The sequence below is a fragment of the Bacteroides cellulosilyticus genome (assembly GCF_020091405.1).
Classification (GTDB): Bacteria; Bacteroidota; Bacteroidia; order Bacteroidales; family Bacteroidaceae; genus Bacteroides.
The window spans coordinates 6,325,094-6,340,166 of record NZ_CP081903.1 but is presented as its reverse complement, the minus strand read 5'-3'; the positions used below and the strand labels follow the sequence as shown (position 1 = coordinate 6,340,166).

The 15,073-nt window shown below is 46.4% G+C and carries 11 protein-coding genes; all 11 read left to right on the top strand.

The annotated features are described in order from the left end of the window. The first annotated feature begins 36 nt into the window (after positions 1-36). The 11 genes from K6V21_RS24365 to ccsB all read left to right on the top strand — a co-directional run bounded on the left by K6V21_RS24365 (position 37) and on the right by ccsB (position 14,969). Positions 37-1,875 (top strand): YVTN family beta-propeller repeat-containing protein, encoded by a 1,839-nt coding sequence (locus K6V21_RS24365; protein ID WP_224322092.1) that lies wholly within the window; start codon positions 37-39, stop codon positions 1,873-1,875. Positions 1,876-1,890: 15 nt separating this feature from the next. Beyond that, positions 1,891-3,048: a hypothetical protein gene (locus tag K6V21_RS24360; RefSeq protein ID WP_224320174.1), complete on the top strand. Its 1,158-nt coding sequence runs from the start codon at positions 1,891-1,893 to the stop codon at positions 3,046-3,048. Positions 3,049-3,081: 33 nt separating this feature from the next. After that, on the top strand, positions 3,082-3,762 hold the full coding sequence (locus tag K6V21_RS24355) for a hypothetical protein (RefSeq protein ID WP_224320173.1): 681 nt from the start codon (positions 3,082-3,084) through the stop codon (positions 3,760-3,762). Positions 3,763-3,785: 23 nt separating this feature from the next. Further along, a complete protein-coding gene (locus K6V21_RS24350) occupies positions 3,786-4,103 on the top strand; it encodes a VOC family protein (RefSeq protein WP_025726315.1) in 318 nt (105 codons plus the stop codon). A 20-nt stretch (positions 4,104-4,123) separates the two neighbouring features. Then, positions 4,124-5,131 (top strand): dihydroxyacetone kinase subunit DhaK, encoded by a 1,008-nt coding sequence (locus tag K6V21_RS24345; protein WP_224320172.1) that lies wholly within the window; start codon positions 4,124-4,126, stop codon positions 5,129-5,131. A 3-nt stretch (positions 5,132-5,134) separates the two neighbouring features. Next, the gene (locus K6V21_RS24340; protein ID WP_224320171.1) at positions 5,135-5,749 is read left to right on the top strand and encodes a dihydroxyacetone kinase subunit L; all 615 of its coding nucleotides are present in this window, start codon (positions 5,135-5,137) and stop codon (positions 5,747-5,749) included. Positions 5,750-5,774: 25 nt separating this feature from the next. Further along, entirely contained in the window at positions 5,775-6,650 is an 876-nt protein-coding gene (gene lsrF, locus K6V21_RS24335; protein ID WP_044263231.1) for a 3-hydroxy-5-phosphonooxypentane-2,4-dione thiolase, read from the top strand. 17 nt (positions 6,651-6,667) lie between these two features. Then, positions 6,668-7,567 carry a hypothetical protein gene (locus K6V21_RS24330; protein WP_224320170.1) on the top strand — a complete coding sequence of 300 codons (900 nt, stop codon included), beginning with the start codon at positions 6,668-6,670 and terminating at the stop codon, positions 7,565-7,567. 25 nt (positions 7,568-7,592) lie between these two features. After that, positions 7,593-11,585: an SUMF1/EgtB/PvdO family nonheme iron enzyme gene (locus K6V21_RS24325; RefSeq protein WP_224320169.1), complete on the top strand. Its 3,993-nt coding sequence runs from the start codon at positions 7,593-7,595 to the stop codon at positions 11,583-11,585. Between the two features lie 173 nt (positions 11,586-11,758). Continuing rightward, positions 11,759-12,502: a phospho-2-dehydro-3-deoxyheptonate aldolase gene (locus K6V21_RS24320; RefSeq protein WP_195653039.1), complete on the top strand. Its 744-nt coding sequence runs from the start codon at positions 11,759-11,761 to the stop codon at positions 12,500-12,502. 58 nt (positions 12,503-12,560) lie between these two features. Continuing rightward, positions 12,561-14,969 (top strand): c-type cytochrome biogenesis protein CcsB, encoded by a 2,409-nt coding sequence (ccsB, locus tag K6V21_RS24315; RefSeq protein ID WP_224320168.1) that lies wholly within the window; start codon positions 12,561-12,563, stop codon positions 14,967-14,969. Positions 14,970-15,073 lie beyond the last annotated feature (104 nt).

Genomic DNA, 15,073 nt, shown 5'->3' with positions numbered 1-15,073 from the left:
GTCAATGATACACAATTGATACCCCTCAGACCGGTGATGCCCTATCTTTGTGATGTGAAAAACAAGCTTAATTCAATCACTATGAAGTATAAAAGTCGTAGCATCGCAAAGGTTATAGTGCCTGTGTTTTTAGTGGTATCTCTATTTGCATTTACTACTCATACTGCGGAGCAGCCGGAAGGAACTCCATTGTTTATAACGGGTATCACTCCTTATAAATCCGGAATGATCGTATCTCAGAAGGGCGTTCAGAAGGTTTCTATTTATTCATCAGATTATAAAGAACGCTTGCAAGAGTGGGAATTGGATGAAGTCCCTACCGGAGTTGCTACAGATGGAGATCAGATTTATGCAACGGTGGCAGGTGAACATAAGAATGGTGTTTATTTCCTGTCTGCTTCCAATCCTTCGGAAAAAGTCTTTGTGGAAACAGCATCCGGTGCCTGCGCTCCGTTGGTAAATGCGGGTAACGGCAAGTTATATATTTGCAACCAGTTTGCCGGCACAGTGTCAGAGTTGGATAAGAATGGAAAGAATGTGGTAAGAACGGTGAAAGTATTGCGTGAACCGAAATCTGCTGTTTTTGATAAAGAAGGGAAACATTTGTTTGTTACCAATTTCCTACCTATGCAACGGGCGGATATAGATACTGTAGCTGCTTGCGTATCAGTGATTGATATGAACAGTTTCCGGAAGATAAAGGATATTCAACTGGCCAATGGAAGTAATGCCTTGCGTGGAATGTCGCTTTCTCCGGACGGGCGTTATTTGCTGGTTACTCATAATCTGGGTCGTTTTCAGGTTCCGACATCCCAGTTGCAACAGGGCTGGATGAATACCAGTGCCATCAGTATCGTTAATCTGGCTACTCTGAACTTTGAGGGTGCCGTATTGCTGGATGAACCGGAACGGGGGGCAGCAGGTATCTGGGATGTGAAGTGTACGGAGGATAAGATTGTGGTCAGTCACTCCGGTACCCATGAGGTTAGTGTGATAGATTATCCTGCATTTATTCAGAAGTTTGAGCAGTATCCTCAAAAGGATGCTTTGGCATATGATTTACGCTTTTTATATGGTATGCGTAAACGTGTAGCCTTGGTAGGCAATGGACCGCGTTGTATGATGCTGAAGGACGGAACGGCTGTTGTTCCTACTTATTTCTCTGATACATTGAATATCGTGGATTTGAATACGGCAAATGTTCAGTCGGTTGCTATGGTGAAGAATCGTACGGAGAGCAGAATACAGCGTGGTGAGAAATACTTCAATGATGCGGAACATTGTTTTCAGAACTGGCAGTCGTGTAACGGATGCCATCCGGGAGATGCGCGTATGGATGCCATGAATTGGGATTTGATGAATGATGGTATTGGTAACTCGAAAAACTGCAAGAGCCTGTTATTCTCCCATGTCACTCCGCCGTGTATGATTTCCGGTATTCGTGCTCATGCCGAAATTGCTGTTCGTGCCGGATATAAGCTCATTCAGTTCAGTGATCTGCCGGAAGAATTTGCAGAGTGTGTGGATGAGTATTTGATGGCACTGAAACCCGTTCCCAGTCCGTATCTGGTAAATGGTGAGCTTTCGGAAAAGGCTAAACGGGGGCGTAAGGTTTATGAAAAGTTTAATTGCGACGAATGTCATTCCGGTCCCTATTATACGGATATGAAGATGCACCGTATCGGTGAAGATATCGAATTTGAGAACGGGTGGGACACTCCGACGCTGCGTGAAGTCTGGCGTACGGCTCCTTATCTGTTTGACGGACGTGCTGCCACTATGGAAGAAGTGTTCACGGTACATAAGCATGGTATTGAAAAGAAAATATCAGCTAAAGAAGCGGAAGAACTTGCCGAATACGTGAATTCACTTTAATAGAATAAGAAGACCATGATTACACACGAAAATATAGAGATTATCCATTATTTCCTGTTGGTTGATAAAGCTCCCTTTGAGGAAATGTTGGCGCAGCTACTGGCGGAATATAAAGCTATTCATACTCCTGTACGTATAGTGATATTCGATGCACCGGTGGATAATGAAGAATATGTAGCCCGCTTTGCTTGCATCAGGGAAGCGGTGCAAGAGCTTTTTAAAGAGAAGCAACCTTCCGTAAGCTATGTGGCACAACCGCCTCAGAGTATGGGATTGGTGATGGAAGTGCATGAAGTGCAACTGACAGAGCAAGATCACATTGAATATCGGATACTGGGAGATTTGCCTTATATCACGATCGAAAGAGAAGGTTGTAAACGCCTGTTTCTGAGTGGTGTGACAGGAGATGTACTACATCAGAATATCCGTGAGCAATCTCATGAAGTATTCTCCAGGATAGCCAGGGTATTGGAAACGGAAGGTATGCCTGTTTCCTCAATCATACGTCAATGGAACTATATTGAAAAGATAACAGCTTGCGATGCAACCGGTCACCAGCATTATCAGGATTTCAATGATGCACGTTCGCTATTCTATAATGGTGTGGAATGGACTACCGGTTATCCGGCAGCTACCGGTATCGGGACTCAGTGGGGTGGCGTTATGATTGATGTGGATGCCTTACTTTGTAAAGATGGAAGTGTCCGGATCCTTGGGGTGGATAATCCTTTGCAGATTGCCGCTCATGCTTACTCGCAGAATGTATTATTGGGAGAAAAAGATGCGGCTCTTCCTCAAAAGAGCACTCCGAAGTTCGAACGTGCCAAGGCTGTATGGAAAGAGGATCATGGTTTCGTATACGTATCGGGCACAGCAGCTATTCGTGGTGAACAGAGTCTGGAAGGCGTTGGTATTGAACAGCAAACCCTGACTACCTTGGAGAATATAGAATATCTGGTATCCCGTGATAACCTCAATAGTTCCGGTATTCCTGCTACGGAGAATGCTACCCTTATCACCTTCCGCGTGTACGTGAAACGTTGGGAAGATATGGAAAAAGCAAAACTGGTAGTGACAGGACGATATCCCGATTTACCTGCCATCTATACTTTAACAGATGTGTGCCGTTCGGAACTATTGATAGAGATAGAAGGAATGGGAGTGCTTTGCTGAGGCTGATTATTAACCATTAAAATAGATAAGTACATGAGATTAAAAAAAGTATTAACCCTGGCATTAATTGCCGCCTGCGGTATGGGACTCGCTTCTTGTACGGCAGAATCTAAAAAAACAGAACAAGTTATGACACAGGAAAAGGCAACGTATCAGAAGAAGTACACGAATGCTGACTTCTACAAAGACGGAAAGTTTGACCAGGAAGCTGCTAAAGAAGCATTCCTTGATATGTTTAAATTTTATGGCGTGCCTTACACTCCACTGATGGAGAAAGATATCTGGTTTACAGATTTCGGTTTGGGCGACTTTGAGAATGTAGGTATGGGAGGCATTTTCTGGGTAAACGATCCAGAATATGGTTATTTTGCACATGCTATTTACTTGTTGCCGGGACAGATGATTCCGGAACATGCCCATGTAAAAACGGCATTCCCTGCGAAACACGAGTCGTGGATGGTAAATCACGGTTGGGTTTATAACTTCTCCGAAGTAGGAGATGAAACTCCGAATGCTCCTGCGGTTCCGGCATCTCACGGTCCTATCAAGAGCAAGAATTTCGTGAAACAGAGTGTGGGTGATGTTCTCCGTCTGAAAGAGCTGGGTACTTTCCACTTTATGATGGCCGGTCCTGAGGGAGCCATTGTAGATGAGTGGGCATGTTACCATGATAATGATGGTCTGCGTTTTACTAATGGACAGGCTGCTTTGTAAATCATTCAATAATTAAGAATACCATGAGAAAGATTAATCATTTTGGAGTACCGACCACCACACCGCAACCGGGTGAGGTATATGCGGAAGGATTGAAGGTATGGCTGACTAACTTTAATGAAAGCCCCAATAAGATAGAATACTTGCGTTTCGAAGAAGGCAGCTGGATGCCTGAGCTGATTCAGAAAGTAGCACATATCGCTTATGAAGTAGATGATCTGGCAGCCGAACTGGAAGGTGCAAAAGTATTGGTTGAACCGATGCCGGGTGGAGAGAATCTGACAATTGCTTTCATTGAAGAAGAAGGTATTGCTTTGGAGTTAATGCAGTTTGATAAATAATCAATTAGTAGAAAGAAACTATGATGAATAAATTCATAAATGATCCGGATAATCTGACAGCTGAATTGCTGGAAGGATATGTAATGGCTTATAGTAATCAGGTAGCCATCGGCGGAGAAAATATTATTGTGCGTGCACATGCGAAAGCTGAAGATAAAGTAGCTGTGATCACTTTGGGTGGTTCCGGTCATGAACCCGCATTAAGCGGTTTCGTGGGCGACGGAATGTTGGACTGTTCTGTAGTCGGTGATATTTTTGCAGCTCCGGGTGCACAACGCTTGTTCCAGGCTTTGCAGATGTTCAAACGTGAGGCCGGTATCTTGCTTGTGGTGTTGAACCACTCCGGTGATATCATGAGTGCAAACATGGCATGCCAGTTGGCTGAACGTACAGGCATTAAGGTAAAGACTATCCTGACACACGATGATATCAGTGCCGGATTGGATGCACCGGATGAAGATCGCCGTGGTCTGGCAGGTTGTGTTCCTTTGATTAAAATCGTTGGAGCTGCCGCTGAAGAAGGTAAGTCGTTGGACGAGATTATTGAAATAGGTGAACGTTTCAATGCACGTTTGGCTACGTTGGCAGTGGCTATGAAATCCTGTACCCATCCGCAAAACGGCATGACCATCTCCGACCTTCCGGACGGTGAAATTGAAATCGGTATGGGGCAGCATGGAGAAGGTGGCGGCGGTTGCAAGCAATTGGTTTCTGCCGATGAAACAGCCGAAAAAATGATCGGTTTGCTGATGAAGAAGTTACAGCCGAAAGCCGGTAACAAGGTTTTATTAATCATTAACGGTGTGGGGGCAACTACGCACATGGAGATGAATATCGTTTATCGCAAAGCGCATCAGGTGTTGGAAAATGCCGGAATCGAAGTGGCTGCTGCCCGTATCGGTGAGTTGCTGACCGTTCAGGAACAGGCAGGTTTCCAGATGATTCTTGGTTTGCTGGATGACGATCACATCGATTATCTGAACAATAAAATGTCTAATGCTCCTTATTGGACGACTATCGGTAAATAAAAGATGGATAAACTGACTATAGATGATTTCAAGAAGATGCTTCGTAATGCGCTGGTGTGCATTACGGAGCGCTCCGACGAATTCTCAAAACTGGATGCGGTATTGGGAGATGGCGACCATGGAACAGCTATCGTTCAATCCATGTCCGCCCTTGTTGCTACGGCTGATAAGAGCACTGAGTTTAAGGCGATGCTGAATGACATGAGTTTTAACCTGATGCTTGAGATCAGCGGTTCGACCAGCACATTACTGGGGGGATTCTTCCTGGGAATGAGCGACCATGCGGAAGGTATCGAACTGGATGTGGCAGGCGTAAAAGCTATGTTTGCAGGTGGACTTGAAGGTGTGAGAAAACAAACAAAAGCAAAACAGGGAGATAAAACAATGATGGATGCCCTGATACCGGCGGTGGAAGCCATTCAGGCTTGTGATTCTGCTGATGTGAAGGCTATCCTGGCAGCGGGTGCCGAAGCAGCTGTGAAAGGTGCTGAAGCTACTAAAGATATGAAAGCAAACTTCGGACGTGCCCGTAATTACGGCGAACGTTCTATCGGGTACGCGGATTCCGGGGCTTCATCCTGGTCGTGTATGTTTGATGCGTTCGCAAAAGCTTTATAATAAATAACTAATGAAAAGATAAGAAATGGCTGATTTAGATGATTTAAGAGAAGGCTGCAATTTCGGTTTGGGGGTAGCTTCTACTAATAATAGTTTTCATGTAAAAGGAGCGGAACATCTTCCGTGGGGTATGAAGGATCGTTTATCGCGTATCTTCAATCCGAAGACAGGCAGAACCGTGATGCTGGCGTTTGACCATGGTTTTATTATGGGACCGACATCCGGTTTGGAGCGTATCGATTTGAACATCGTTCCGTTGATAGAATATGCAGATTGCCTGATGTGTACACGCGGTATTCTTCGTACGGTAATACCGCCCAGTACCAATAAACCTGTTTGTCTTCGTTCGGATGCCGGCACTTCTATTCTTACAGAACTGAATGACAATGTCTTGATTGACGTTGAAGATGCGATACGTATGAATGTATCGGCCATGGCAATCATGCTGTCTATCGGAGATGCAGCCCACGAAGCAAAAACGGTTGCCAACCTGTACAAGGCAGTGGATAAAGGTACCCGTTACGGAATACCGGTGATGGGAGTGACGGCTGTTGGTAAAGATATGGCACGTGATGCCCGTTATTTCGGTTTAGCTTCCCGTATCGCTGCCGAGAATGGGGCGAATATCGTGAAGACCTATTATTGTGATGGTTTTGAAAAGGTGGTGGCAGCATGTCCTGTTCCTGTAGTGATTGCAGGCGGAAAGAAACTTCCTGAACTGGAGGCGTTGGAACTGTGCTATAAGGCAATCAGTGAGGGTGCTTCCGGTGTGGATATGGGACGTAATGTGTTCCAGTCGGAAGCACCTGCCGCTATGATACAGGCCGTTCATGCAGTGGTACACGAAAACCTGAAACCGGAACAGGCATTCGAACTGTTCAATGAACTGAAGAATAAGTAACACTGATTACAAAAAGAATGATGAGGGTTTATATAATTATTTGGATCATTCTTTCCATGGGATTTCGGGCGGCAGCACAAGATAAACTCTTGGTTGCCGGTTCCGGAAATCCGAATATTCTGCTGCTGGATAAACAGACGGGGAAAGTGGAATGGCAGCATGCTTTGGAGAAAGGGGAAGAATGTAATGCGGTTGCTTTGACTCAAAAGGGAGAAATCTTGTATTCGTATAAGCGGGGAGCAAAACTCGTGACATGGGACCATCAGGTGGTCTGGGATTATAAAACACCGGACAAGACAGAATTACAATCAGCTACCTTGTTGCAGAACGGTGGCGTGTTATTGGGAATATGTGGTGTTCCTGCCCAATTCATAGAATTGGATAAGAAAGGTAAAGAAGTAAACAAAGTAACATTGAATCTGGAGGTGGAAAGACCCCACAGCCAGTTCAGACAAGTATTCCAACTCCGGAACAGCAATTATCTGATACCGGTAATGGCAAAACAGAAAGTGCTGGAAGTAAACCGTAAAGGGAAGATCATCGCTGAGCATCAGATTGAGGGCAAGGCATTCTCGTCTCTTGAACTTCCTGATGGAAATCTGCTGTTGCCTTGTGGCGACAATCATTGTTACATCGTGATCGACCGCAAGACAGGCGAAGAGTTGAAACGGGTAAATGCACTGGATATTGAAGGAGTTGCTTTATTGTTTGTAGGGCAAATCCTGCAATTGAAGAATGGGAATCTATTGATTTGTAACTGGTACGGACATACAAAAGATACCACGGTGGATGAACCGCAATTGATAGAGATAGATAAAAACGGTAAAGTGGTGTGGAACTTGCATGATAAGAAGAATGTCGGTAAGATATCCGCTGCCTGCTATATAGACAATTTTCGCTTACCGAACTTAAAATAGGAGATTAACTTTAGAACAAAGTATTATGAATAAGAAATTATTAGTAATGTCTGTATGCATTGCCCTGTCGCTTCCCACTATGGCACAGCGAAGGGCGAGTGCGAAGGTGAAAGCGCCTGCTACGTGGGCGGAAAGCATTGCTGCGGCTAAGAATCAGGCCCATGCGGAAATGCAAAAGACCTGTTTGCCGGTTGCATCGAAGGTAATTAAGGCAAAAGAGGCGGCAGTGCCTTTCTCGGCGGATATAACCGGACTGGATGAAATGGTGCTTTATACCTGGGGTACTGTAGATGGTACAGGAGATGACCAGGCTGTATGGGCAAATGCTAAATTAGTGGCGGCAGACGGCTCTTCGGTTTGGCTGAACGACCTGAGAAGTACTTTCAAGAAAACAGGTAGCGGTGGTCTGCGCTTTAATGAGAATGCCAAGGGACAGGATGTGGTTATGAAAGGTAAAACCTACAAACGCACGATCATGGCAAATGCCAATGCGCAAATCGTGGTTCCTCTGGATAAGAAATATACCCGCTTTGAGGCGGAGATCGGATTGGAAAACCGCTCTTCTGCGGGTACGGTGATTTTCCGTCTCCAAGGGATTACCGGTGCCGGAGCTGCTTCGGATCTTGTTGCTAAATATCCGACAGAGGCTACTTTGTTCCTGCCATTCGGCGGAAGCGATATGAAAGCGTTGGTTACGACCTATGATGCCGGTATCGAAAAGCATATAGTAACGGAAGTCATTAATTTGCTGAATGATAAATCCTATTTCACTGCCCAGATTGCCCAGATTGCTTCTAAACCGACCTTGGACGATCAGGTTATCGGCTATTTGAATCTGGCACAGGAGGCTATGAAAGTATATCAGTTGCAGGAGTCTCTGAGTTGGCTGAATATGCGTGCCATTGAAGAGGCTTATAATGATATGGCAAAAGATGCCGGTTATGATAAGAATGCGAACCAGGCCAGACTTGCCGAACTGAAGCTGTTGACCGGAAAAGGTTTCTCCGGTATTTATAAGAATGAAGCTTCTGCACTGGAAGCTGCCAGCAAAGCTTTGCAACTGAAGCGTGATATCCTGCTGGCAAATACAGCGTTGGATATGGATAAGATCATTGTCGGCCGTTACAAGATAGGTACTTCCGCCCGTCAGGTGAATCCGCGTGCTCTGGGTACTCAGAATAACAATTGGTCCAACCAGACTTCCGCTTCACGCGGTGGTTTTAATGCTGAGATTGCAGAGTTATCCAACTTGCGTGGAGATGTTAAGACCCGTACTATCTTTAAACCTACCAACGGTTCCTCTGTTCCTGATTTGAAATTACATTGGGATGCTGACCGTTTGATGTTCTCTATGGTAGATACCGACCGCCGCTGGCAAGTATTTGAGGTGAAGCTGGATGGTACCGGTTTGAAGAAACTCATAGAGACTCCGGAAAAGGATTTGGAATTCTTTGATGCTACTTATTTGCCTTCCGGCAAGCTTATCGCTGTATCCAATATCGGTTATAACGGTGTACCTTGCGTGAATGGTAATGATGAGGTAGGTAATATGTGCTTGTATGATCCGAAAGATGGCTCTTTGCGTCGTCTGACTTTTGACCAGGATGCCAACTGGGCGCCAACGGTTATGAATAATGGCCGTATCATGTACACACGTTGGGAATATACGGATTTGACTCACTATTTCTCACGCTTCGTAATGCACATGAATCCGGACGGAACGGAACAGAAGTCTTTGTATGGTAGTGGTTCTTACTTCCCGAATAGTACGTTCGATGCCAAACCTCTGCCCGGTGGTTCATCACAGTTTATCGGTGTGATTTCCGGTCATCATGGTGTGACACGTTCCGGCCGTTTGATGTTGTTTGATCCTTCAAAGAGTCGTAAGTCGGAGAAAGGTATGTTACAGGAATTGCCTTTCCGCGACCGTAAGATAGAACCGATTGTGAAAGACCGCTTGGTAGATGGCGTATGGCCTCAGTTTATCAAGCCTTATCCGTTGACCGATAAATATTTCCTGGTTACTGCTAAGCTGAATGAAAGTGCCCTGTGGGGAGTCTATCTGATTGATATATACGATAACCTCACGTTGATTGCCGAATTTGAAGGTGAAGGTCTTATTTGCCCGACTCCGGTTGTGCAGCGTCCGGTACCTCCGGTGATTCCTGAAAAGATTAATCCGGCCAGTAAAGAGGCTACCGTATTCATTCAGGATATATACGAGGGTGAAGGTCTGGAAGGTGTGCCCCGTGGTACAGTAAAAGCATTCCGTGTGCTTGCTTATGAATATGCTTATAACAGAACTCCGTCCGACCATTGGGCGCAAGGTGTTCAGAGCGGCTGGGATATCAAGCGCTTGTTGGGGACCGTTCCTGTAGAAGAAGACGGTTCCGCGATATTTAAGATTCCTGCCAATACACCAATTTCATTGCAGCCGTTGGATTCGGAAGGACGTGCCATTCAGTGGATGCGTAGCTGGCTGACCGGTATGCCGGGAGAAACTGTTTCTTGTGTAGGTTGCCACGAAGACCAGAACCAATTGCCTATACCGAAACGTGTGAAAGCTTCGGCAATGGCGCCCCATGAGATTACGAAGCCGGAAGGTGGAGTACGTTCTTTCACTTTTGATCTGGAAGTACAGCCTGTACTGGATCGTGCTTGTATTGCCTGCCACGATGGTTCCAATAAACTGGCTGACTTTACAGGTGGAAAGATAGATAAGTTCTCCGGTTTTGGAGTCAGTTACCTGAATCTGCATCCTTATGTGTACCGTCAAGGTCCGGAAGCGGAGATTGAAGTGCTCGATCCGTATGAATATCATGCTTCCGTGAGTCCGTTGATCAAGATATTGAAGACGGGGCATCATGGAGTGGAACTGACTGACAAAGAATGGCAAGCTCTGTACAACTGGATTGACTTCAATGCTCCTTATCATGGCAAGTTCAAAGCCAATGAATTTAAGGGAGTGGAACAAATCAGCCGCCGTACGGAATTGACGGAGAAATATGCCCGCTCCGGTGTAGACTGGCAGGCTGAGATCCGTTCGTATGCCAAATACCTGGAAGGACAAGAGAAACCGGCCCCAGTGAAACCGGAAAGGAAGGAGTATAAAGACAAGGATGTAAAAGTCAAAGGCTGGCCGTTTGATAAAGCCGCTGCCCAGACTATGCTTGCCAAAGAAGGAGAAACGAAAATGAGCATTGAATTGGCTCCGGGCGTAAAGATGAATTTTGTCCGTGTTCCTGCCGGTTCATTTGTGATGGGTAGTAACAGAGGGCATTCCGATTACTCTCCTGCTCATAAGCAAGTTGTGAAGAAAGGATTCTGGATGGGTGAGATAGAAGTCAGCAATGAACAGTTCCGCACAATCTTCCCGGAACATGACAGCCGCTTCATCCGCCAATTGTGGAAAGACCATGTACACCAGGGCTATCCTGCCAACAACCCTGAACAGCCTGCCATCCGTGTGAGCTGGGAAGAGGCAATGGCATTCTGCAAGAAACTGAGTGAAAAGACCGGTAAGACCGTTACTCTTCCTACCGAGGTTCAGTGGGAGTGGGCCTGCCGTGCAGGTAGCGACGGTGAGTTCTGGTATGGTTCCTTGAACACAGACTTTGGTAAGTTTGAGAATCTGGCTGACAAGCACCTGAATCAGATGGCAGTGAAGGGAGTGAATCCGATGCCGATGCGGGAGAATGATCCGTGGTATAAGTACTACACGTATCAACCCAAGGAGAATGGTGTGGATGACGGCAATATGCTGATGGTGAAAGGCGGTGAGTACCAGGCTAATGCGTGGGGGCTCTATGATATGCAGGGTAATGTTGCCGAATGGACATCCTCTGATTATCTGCCTTATCCTTACAATGAAAAGGCGCAAGGTACGGGTGCGGAAAAAGTGGTTAGAGGCGGATCATGGAATGATCATCCGAAAGCGTCCACCACATACTACCGCAGATCGTATTTGCCTTGGCAGAAAGTATACAATGTGGGTTTCCGTGTGATTATCGAAGAGTGAGAAAGCTACGAGCTACATGAGCTACGAGCTACAAGTACCTTTCGGCGTGTTATTTACAGACTATCTAAATTCCCAAGAGGAGGAGAATTGAGATACTTCGGTTATTATGCCGAAAGGTACTTGTAGCTTGTAGCCTGTAACTGTCTTAGCTCGTTACTCGTAACTATTATAATATGAAAACTATAGGTTTAGTGGCCGGTCCGTGTAGTGCGGAAAGTCGTACGCAGATGTTGGAAACAGCAAGAGGATTGAAAGAGATGGGCGTTGGCATTCTGCGTGCCGGCTTGTGGAAGCCCCGTTCGCGTTGTGGAACATTTGAGGGAGTTGGCGAAGAAGGACTGGACTGGATGCGAGAGATACAACAGGAACTGGGACTTCGGGTTATGACTGAGGTGGCACTTCCCTGCCACGTGGAAGCTGTACGGAAAGCCGGTCTGGATATGATCTGGATTGGTGCGCGTACTACGGTCAACCCTTTTATGATGCACGAACTGGCAGAAGCCCTGCGCGGGTGCGATATGCCGGTATGGGTGAAGAATCCTGTATGTCCCGACGTAGACTTATGGATTGGTGCGGTAGAACGCCTTCAACAGGCCGGACTGAAAGACATCCGCATCATTCATCGTGGCTTCTGCACGGTAGATAGTTCTCCTTACCGCAATGCCCCCCTTTGGGAGTTGGCGGAACGTTTTCATACTCATTTTCCTGAATTGCCTTTCTACTGTGATCCGAGCCATATCGGAGGAAAACGTGAATTATTGGCGGCTATTTGCGAGAAAGCCATATCTTTGCACGCCGACGGTCTGTTTATCGAGTCGCATTGCTGTCCGCAGAAAGCTCTTTCTGATGCTGCCCAGCAACTGACACCACCGGCACTGGCAGAATTGTTGGCTACGTTGAATGTTTCAATAGAATAACAATGTTTCAATAGAATGACAGATCAATCATAAAACAATTGAAAGGATATATCCGCGCATGAAAAAAGTAAGCTCCTCCCTGAAAGCGATGTTCACCTCGTGGAAGATAACATTGATATTGCTGGTGCATTATGTGATCTTGCTGGCTGCCGCAACTTTTGTCGAGAAGGCGCAAGGGACGGCAATGGCAAGGGAAATAATCTATAACAATCCGCTTTTCTATCTTCTGCAATTTCTCTTGGTACTCAATTTCTGTGCTACTGCCTGGCAAGCACGTCTGTGGAGCCGGCGCAAATACGGAGTCTTACTATTGCATATTTCCTTCATTGTAATTCTGCTGGGAGCATTGGTGACCAATATGTTCGGTTTTGAGGGCATTGTGCATATCAGGGAAGGAGAAACCGTGTCCCATATGCGTACAACGGAAGACCAACGCCCGTTACCTTTTTCCATCCGCCTGGATGACTTTAAGTTAGTTCGTTATCCCGGTTCTCATAGCCCTTCTTCTTTTGAGAGTTTCCTTACCATTCATACGGAAGAGGGAGAACGGAGCGAACACATCTACATGAATAAGGTGATTTACGAACAGGGATACCGGCTCTACCAGTCCTCCTATGATGCCGATGAACAGGGCACCGTCTTGACCGTCAACAATGATACGGCAGGAACAGGTATTACGTATGCCGGATATCTGCTGCTGCTTGCCGGTATGTTGCTGACTCTGGCAGATAAAAAATCCCGTTTCCGCCAACTGGCAAAACAATTGAAACAGGTGACTCCTCTTTTGCTACTGGCTTTTCTTCCCACCCTTTCCTTTGCGCAAAAGGCAGAAACGGAACATCTGCTGAAGAACACCATCCCTGCGGAACAGGCTGAACAATGGGGGAGAATGCAGATACAATGTCCTACAGGCCGTATTGAACCAGTAGATACTTATACGGACAAACTCTTGCGCAAGATCTACCGTAGCGATACTTTCGAAGGACTTAGTTCCGAACAGGTCATTATCGGTTTTCTTATGAATCCGTCTTACTGGGGAAATATTCCCTTTATCCGCCAGACTAATAAAGAATTGCCGCAAGCCTACGCTCTGCCCGAAGGCAAATATATCCGTTTCTTTGATGTATTCAGTGAAGATGGCAGCTATCTGATTTCCGATGCCGTAGACAAGGCATATTCCCGTCCGGCAGCCGAACGTTCGCGGCTTGAAAAAGACCTGTTGAAGCTGGACGAAAAGATTAATATCCTGTATTCCCTGCAACAAGGAAAGATGTTTGCACTGTTCCCGTTGCCGGGAGATACGAGTGGCAAATGGTATTCTCCGGGAGATGATCTGAGTGTGTATTCCGGGAAAGACTCTCTGTTCGTATCGAAAATCATGCCGTGGTATCTGGGAGAAGCTTTTGATGCCTTGCGTACCGGTACATGGGAGAGCGCGGGAGAGGTGCTTTCCATGATGAACGTGTATCAACAGAAGCAGAGCGCCACACCTTTGCTGACGGAGAAGCAAGTGTCGTGGGAATTGTTTTATAATAAAGCACGTTTGTTCTTCTGGTCGGCTATGGGGTATATGGCGGTCGGACTGTTATTGTTGATATTCGTGGTAGGGCGGTTGCTGAAGCCCGGACGCCGTCTGCTGAAAACCGTTATCATTCCCTTGGTGGCGTTGGTCGTACTGATCTTCTTGTTGCATACTTCCGGAATCGGTATCCGTTGGTACATATCCGGGCGTGCCCCCTGGGCCAATGCTTATGAGTCCATGATATATGTGGCCTGGGCTACAGCGTTGGCGGGACTTTTGTTTATCAAGCGTTCCTCCATGACGTTGGCTTTGGCGGCTTTCTTCGCAGGTATCATCCTGTTTGTTGCCAACCTGAACTTCATGGACCCCGAAATCACTCCCCTGGTTCCGGTGTTGAAGTCGTATTGGCTGATGATACATGTGGCTGTAATTACGGCAAGTTATGGCTTCTTCGGTATCAGTTTCCTGCTCGGTCTGCTTACCCTTGCATTCATGAGTGCCGGCAATCCGTCGAAAGTAGCCTTGTTGCAGCCCCATATCCGTGAACTCCGCATCATCAATGAAATGTCCCTGCATATAGGGCTTTATCTGCTGACGGCGGGCATCTTCCTTGGTGCTGTTTGGGCAAATGAGTCGTGGGGACGTTATTGGGGCTGGGATCCTAAAGAGACTTGGGCATTGATTACGATGGTAGTTTATGCTTTTATCCTGCATGCACGCTTTCTTCCCGTTCTCCGTTCGGATTATGCATTCAGCGTCATGTCCGTACTGGGACTTGCTTCGGTACTGATGACTTACTTCGGTGTGAACTACTATCTGTCCGGTCTTCATTCGTATGGCGGAGGTGATACACCGCCGGGACTGACTGCCGTCTTCATTACGTATGCCTGCGCTTTTGCGCTGATGATTTATGCTGGGTATAGGCGGGCGCGTTTTGGGAAATGATAATTTAATGAAGAACTAAGAATGAAGAATGAAGAATTTGGCTGCGCTATGCAAGCATGCCGCAAGGTAATTCTTCGTTCCTCATTCTTCATTCCTCCCTTCCT

Excerpts from the sequence above, each read along its gene's own strand:
- K6V21_RS24365 (WP_224322092.1), top strand. The coding sequence starts at position 37 with ATGCCCTATCTTTGTGATGTGAAAAACAAGCTTAATTCAATCACTATG.
- K6V21_RS24360 (WP_224320174.1), top strand. The coding sequence starts at position 1,891 with ATGATTACACACGAAAATATAGAGATTATCCATTATTTCCTGTTGGTT.
- K6V21_RS24355 (WP_224320173.1), top strand. The coding sequence starts at position 3,082 with ATGAGATTAAAAAAAGTATTAACCCTGGCATTAATTGCCGCCTGCGGT.
- K6V21_RS24350 (WP_025726315.1), top strand. The coding sequence starts at position 3,786 with ATGAGAAAGATTAATCATTTTGGAGTACCGACCACCACACCGCAACCG.
- K6V21_RS24345 (WP_224320172.1), top strand. The coding sequence starts at position 4,124 with ATGATGAATAAATTCATAAATGATCCGGATAATCTGACAGCTGAATTG.
- K6V21_RS24340 (WP_224320171.1), top strand. The coding sequence starts at position 5,135 with ATGGATAAACTGACTATAGATGATTTCAAGAAGATGCTTCGTAATGCG.
- lsrF (WP_044263231.1), top strand. The coding sequence starts at position 5,775 with ATGGCTGATTTAGATGATTTAAGAGAAGGCTGCAATTTCGGTTTGGGG.
- K6V21_RS24330 (WP_224320170.1), top strand. The coding sequence starts at position 6,668 with ATGATGAGGGTTTATATAATTATTTGGATCATTCTTTCCATGGGATTT.
- K6V21_RS24325 (WP_224320169.1), top strand. The coding sequence starts at position 7,593 with ATGAATAAGAAATTATTAGTAATGTCTGTATGCATTGCCCTGTCGCTT.
- K6V21_RS24320 (WP_195653039.1), top strand. The coding sequence starts at position 11,759 with ATGAAAACTATAGGTTTAGTGGCCGGTCCGTGTAGTGCGGAAAGTCGT.
- ccsB (WP_224320168.1), top strand. The coding sequence starts at position 12,561 with ATGAAAAAAGTAAGCTCCTCCCTGAAAGCGATGTTCACCTCGTGGAAG.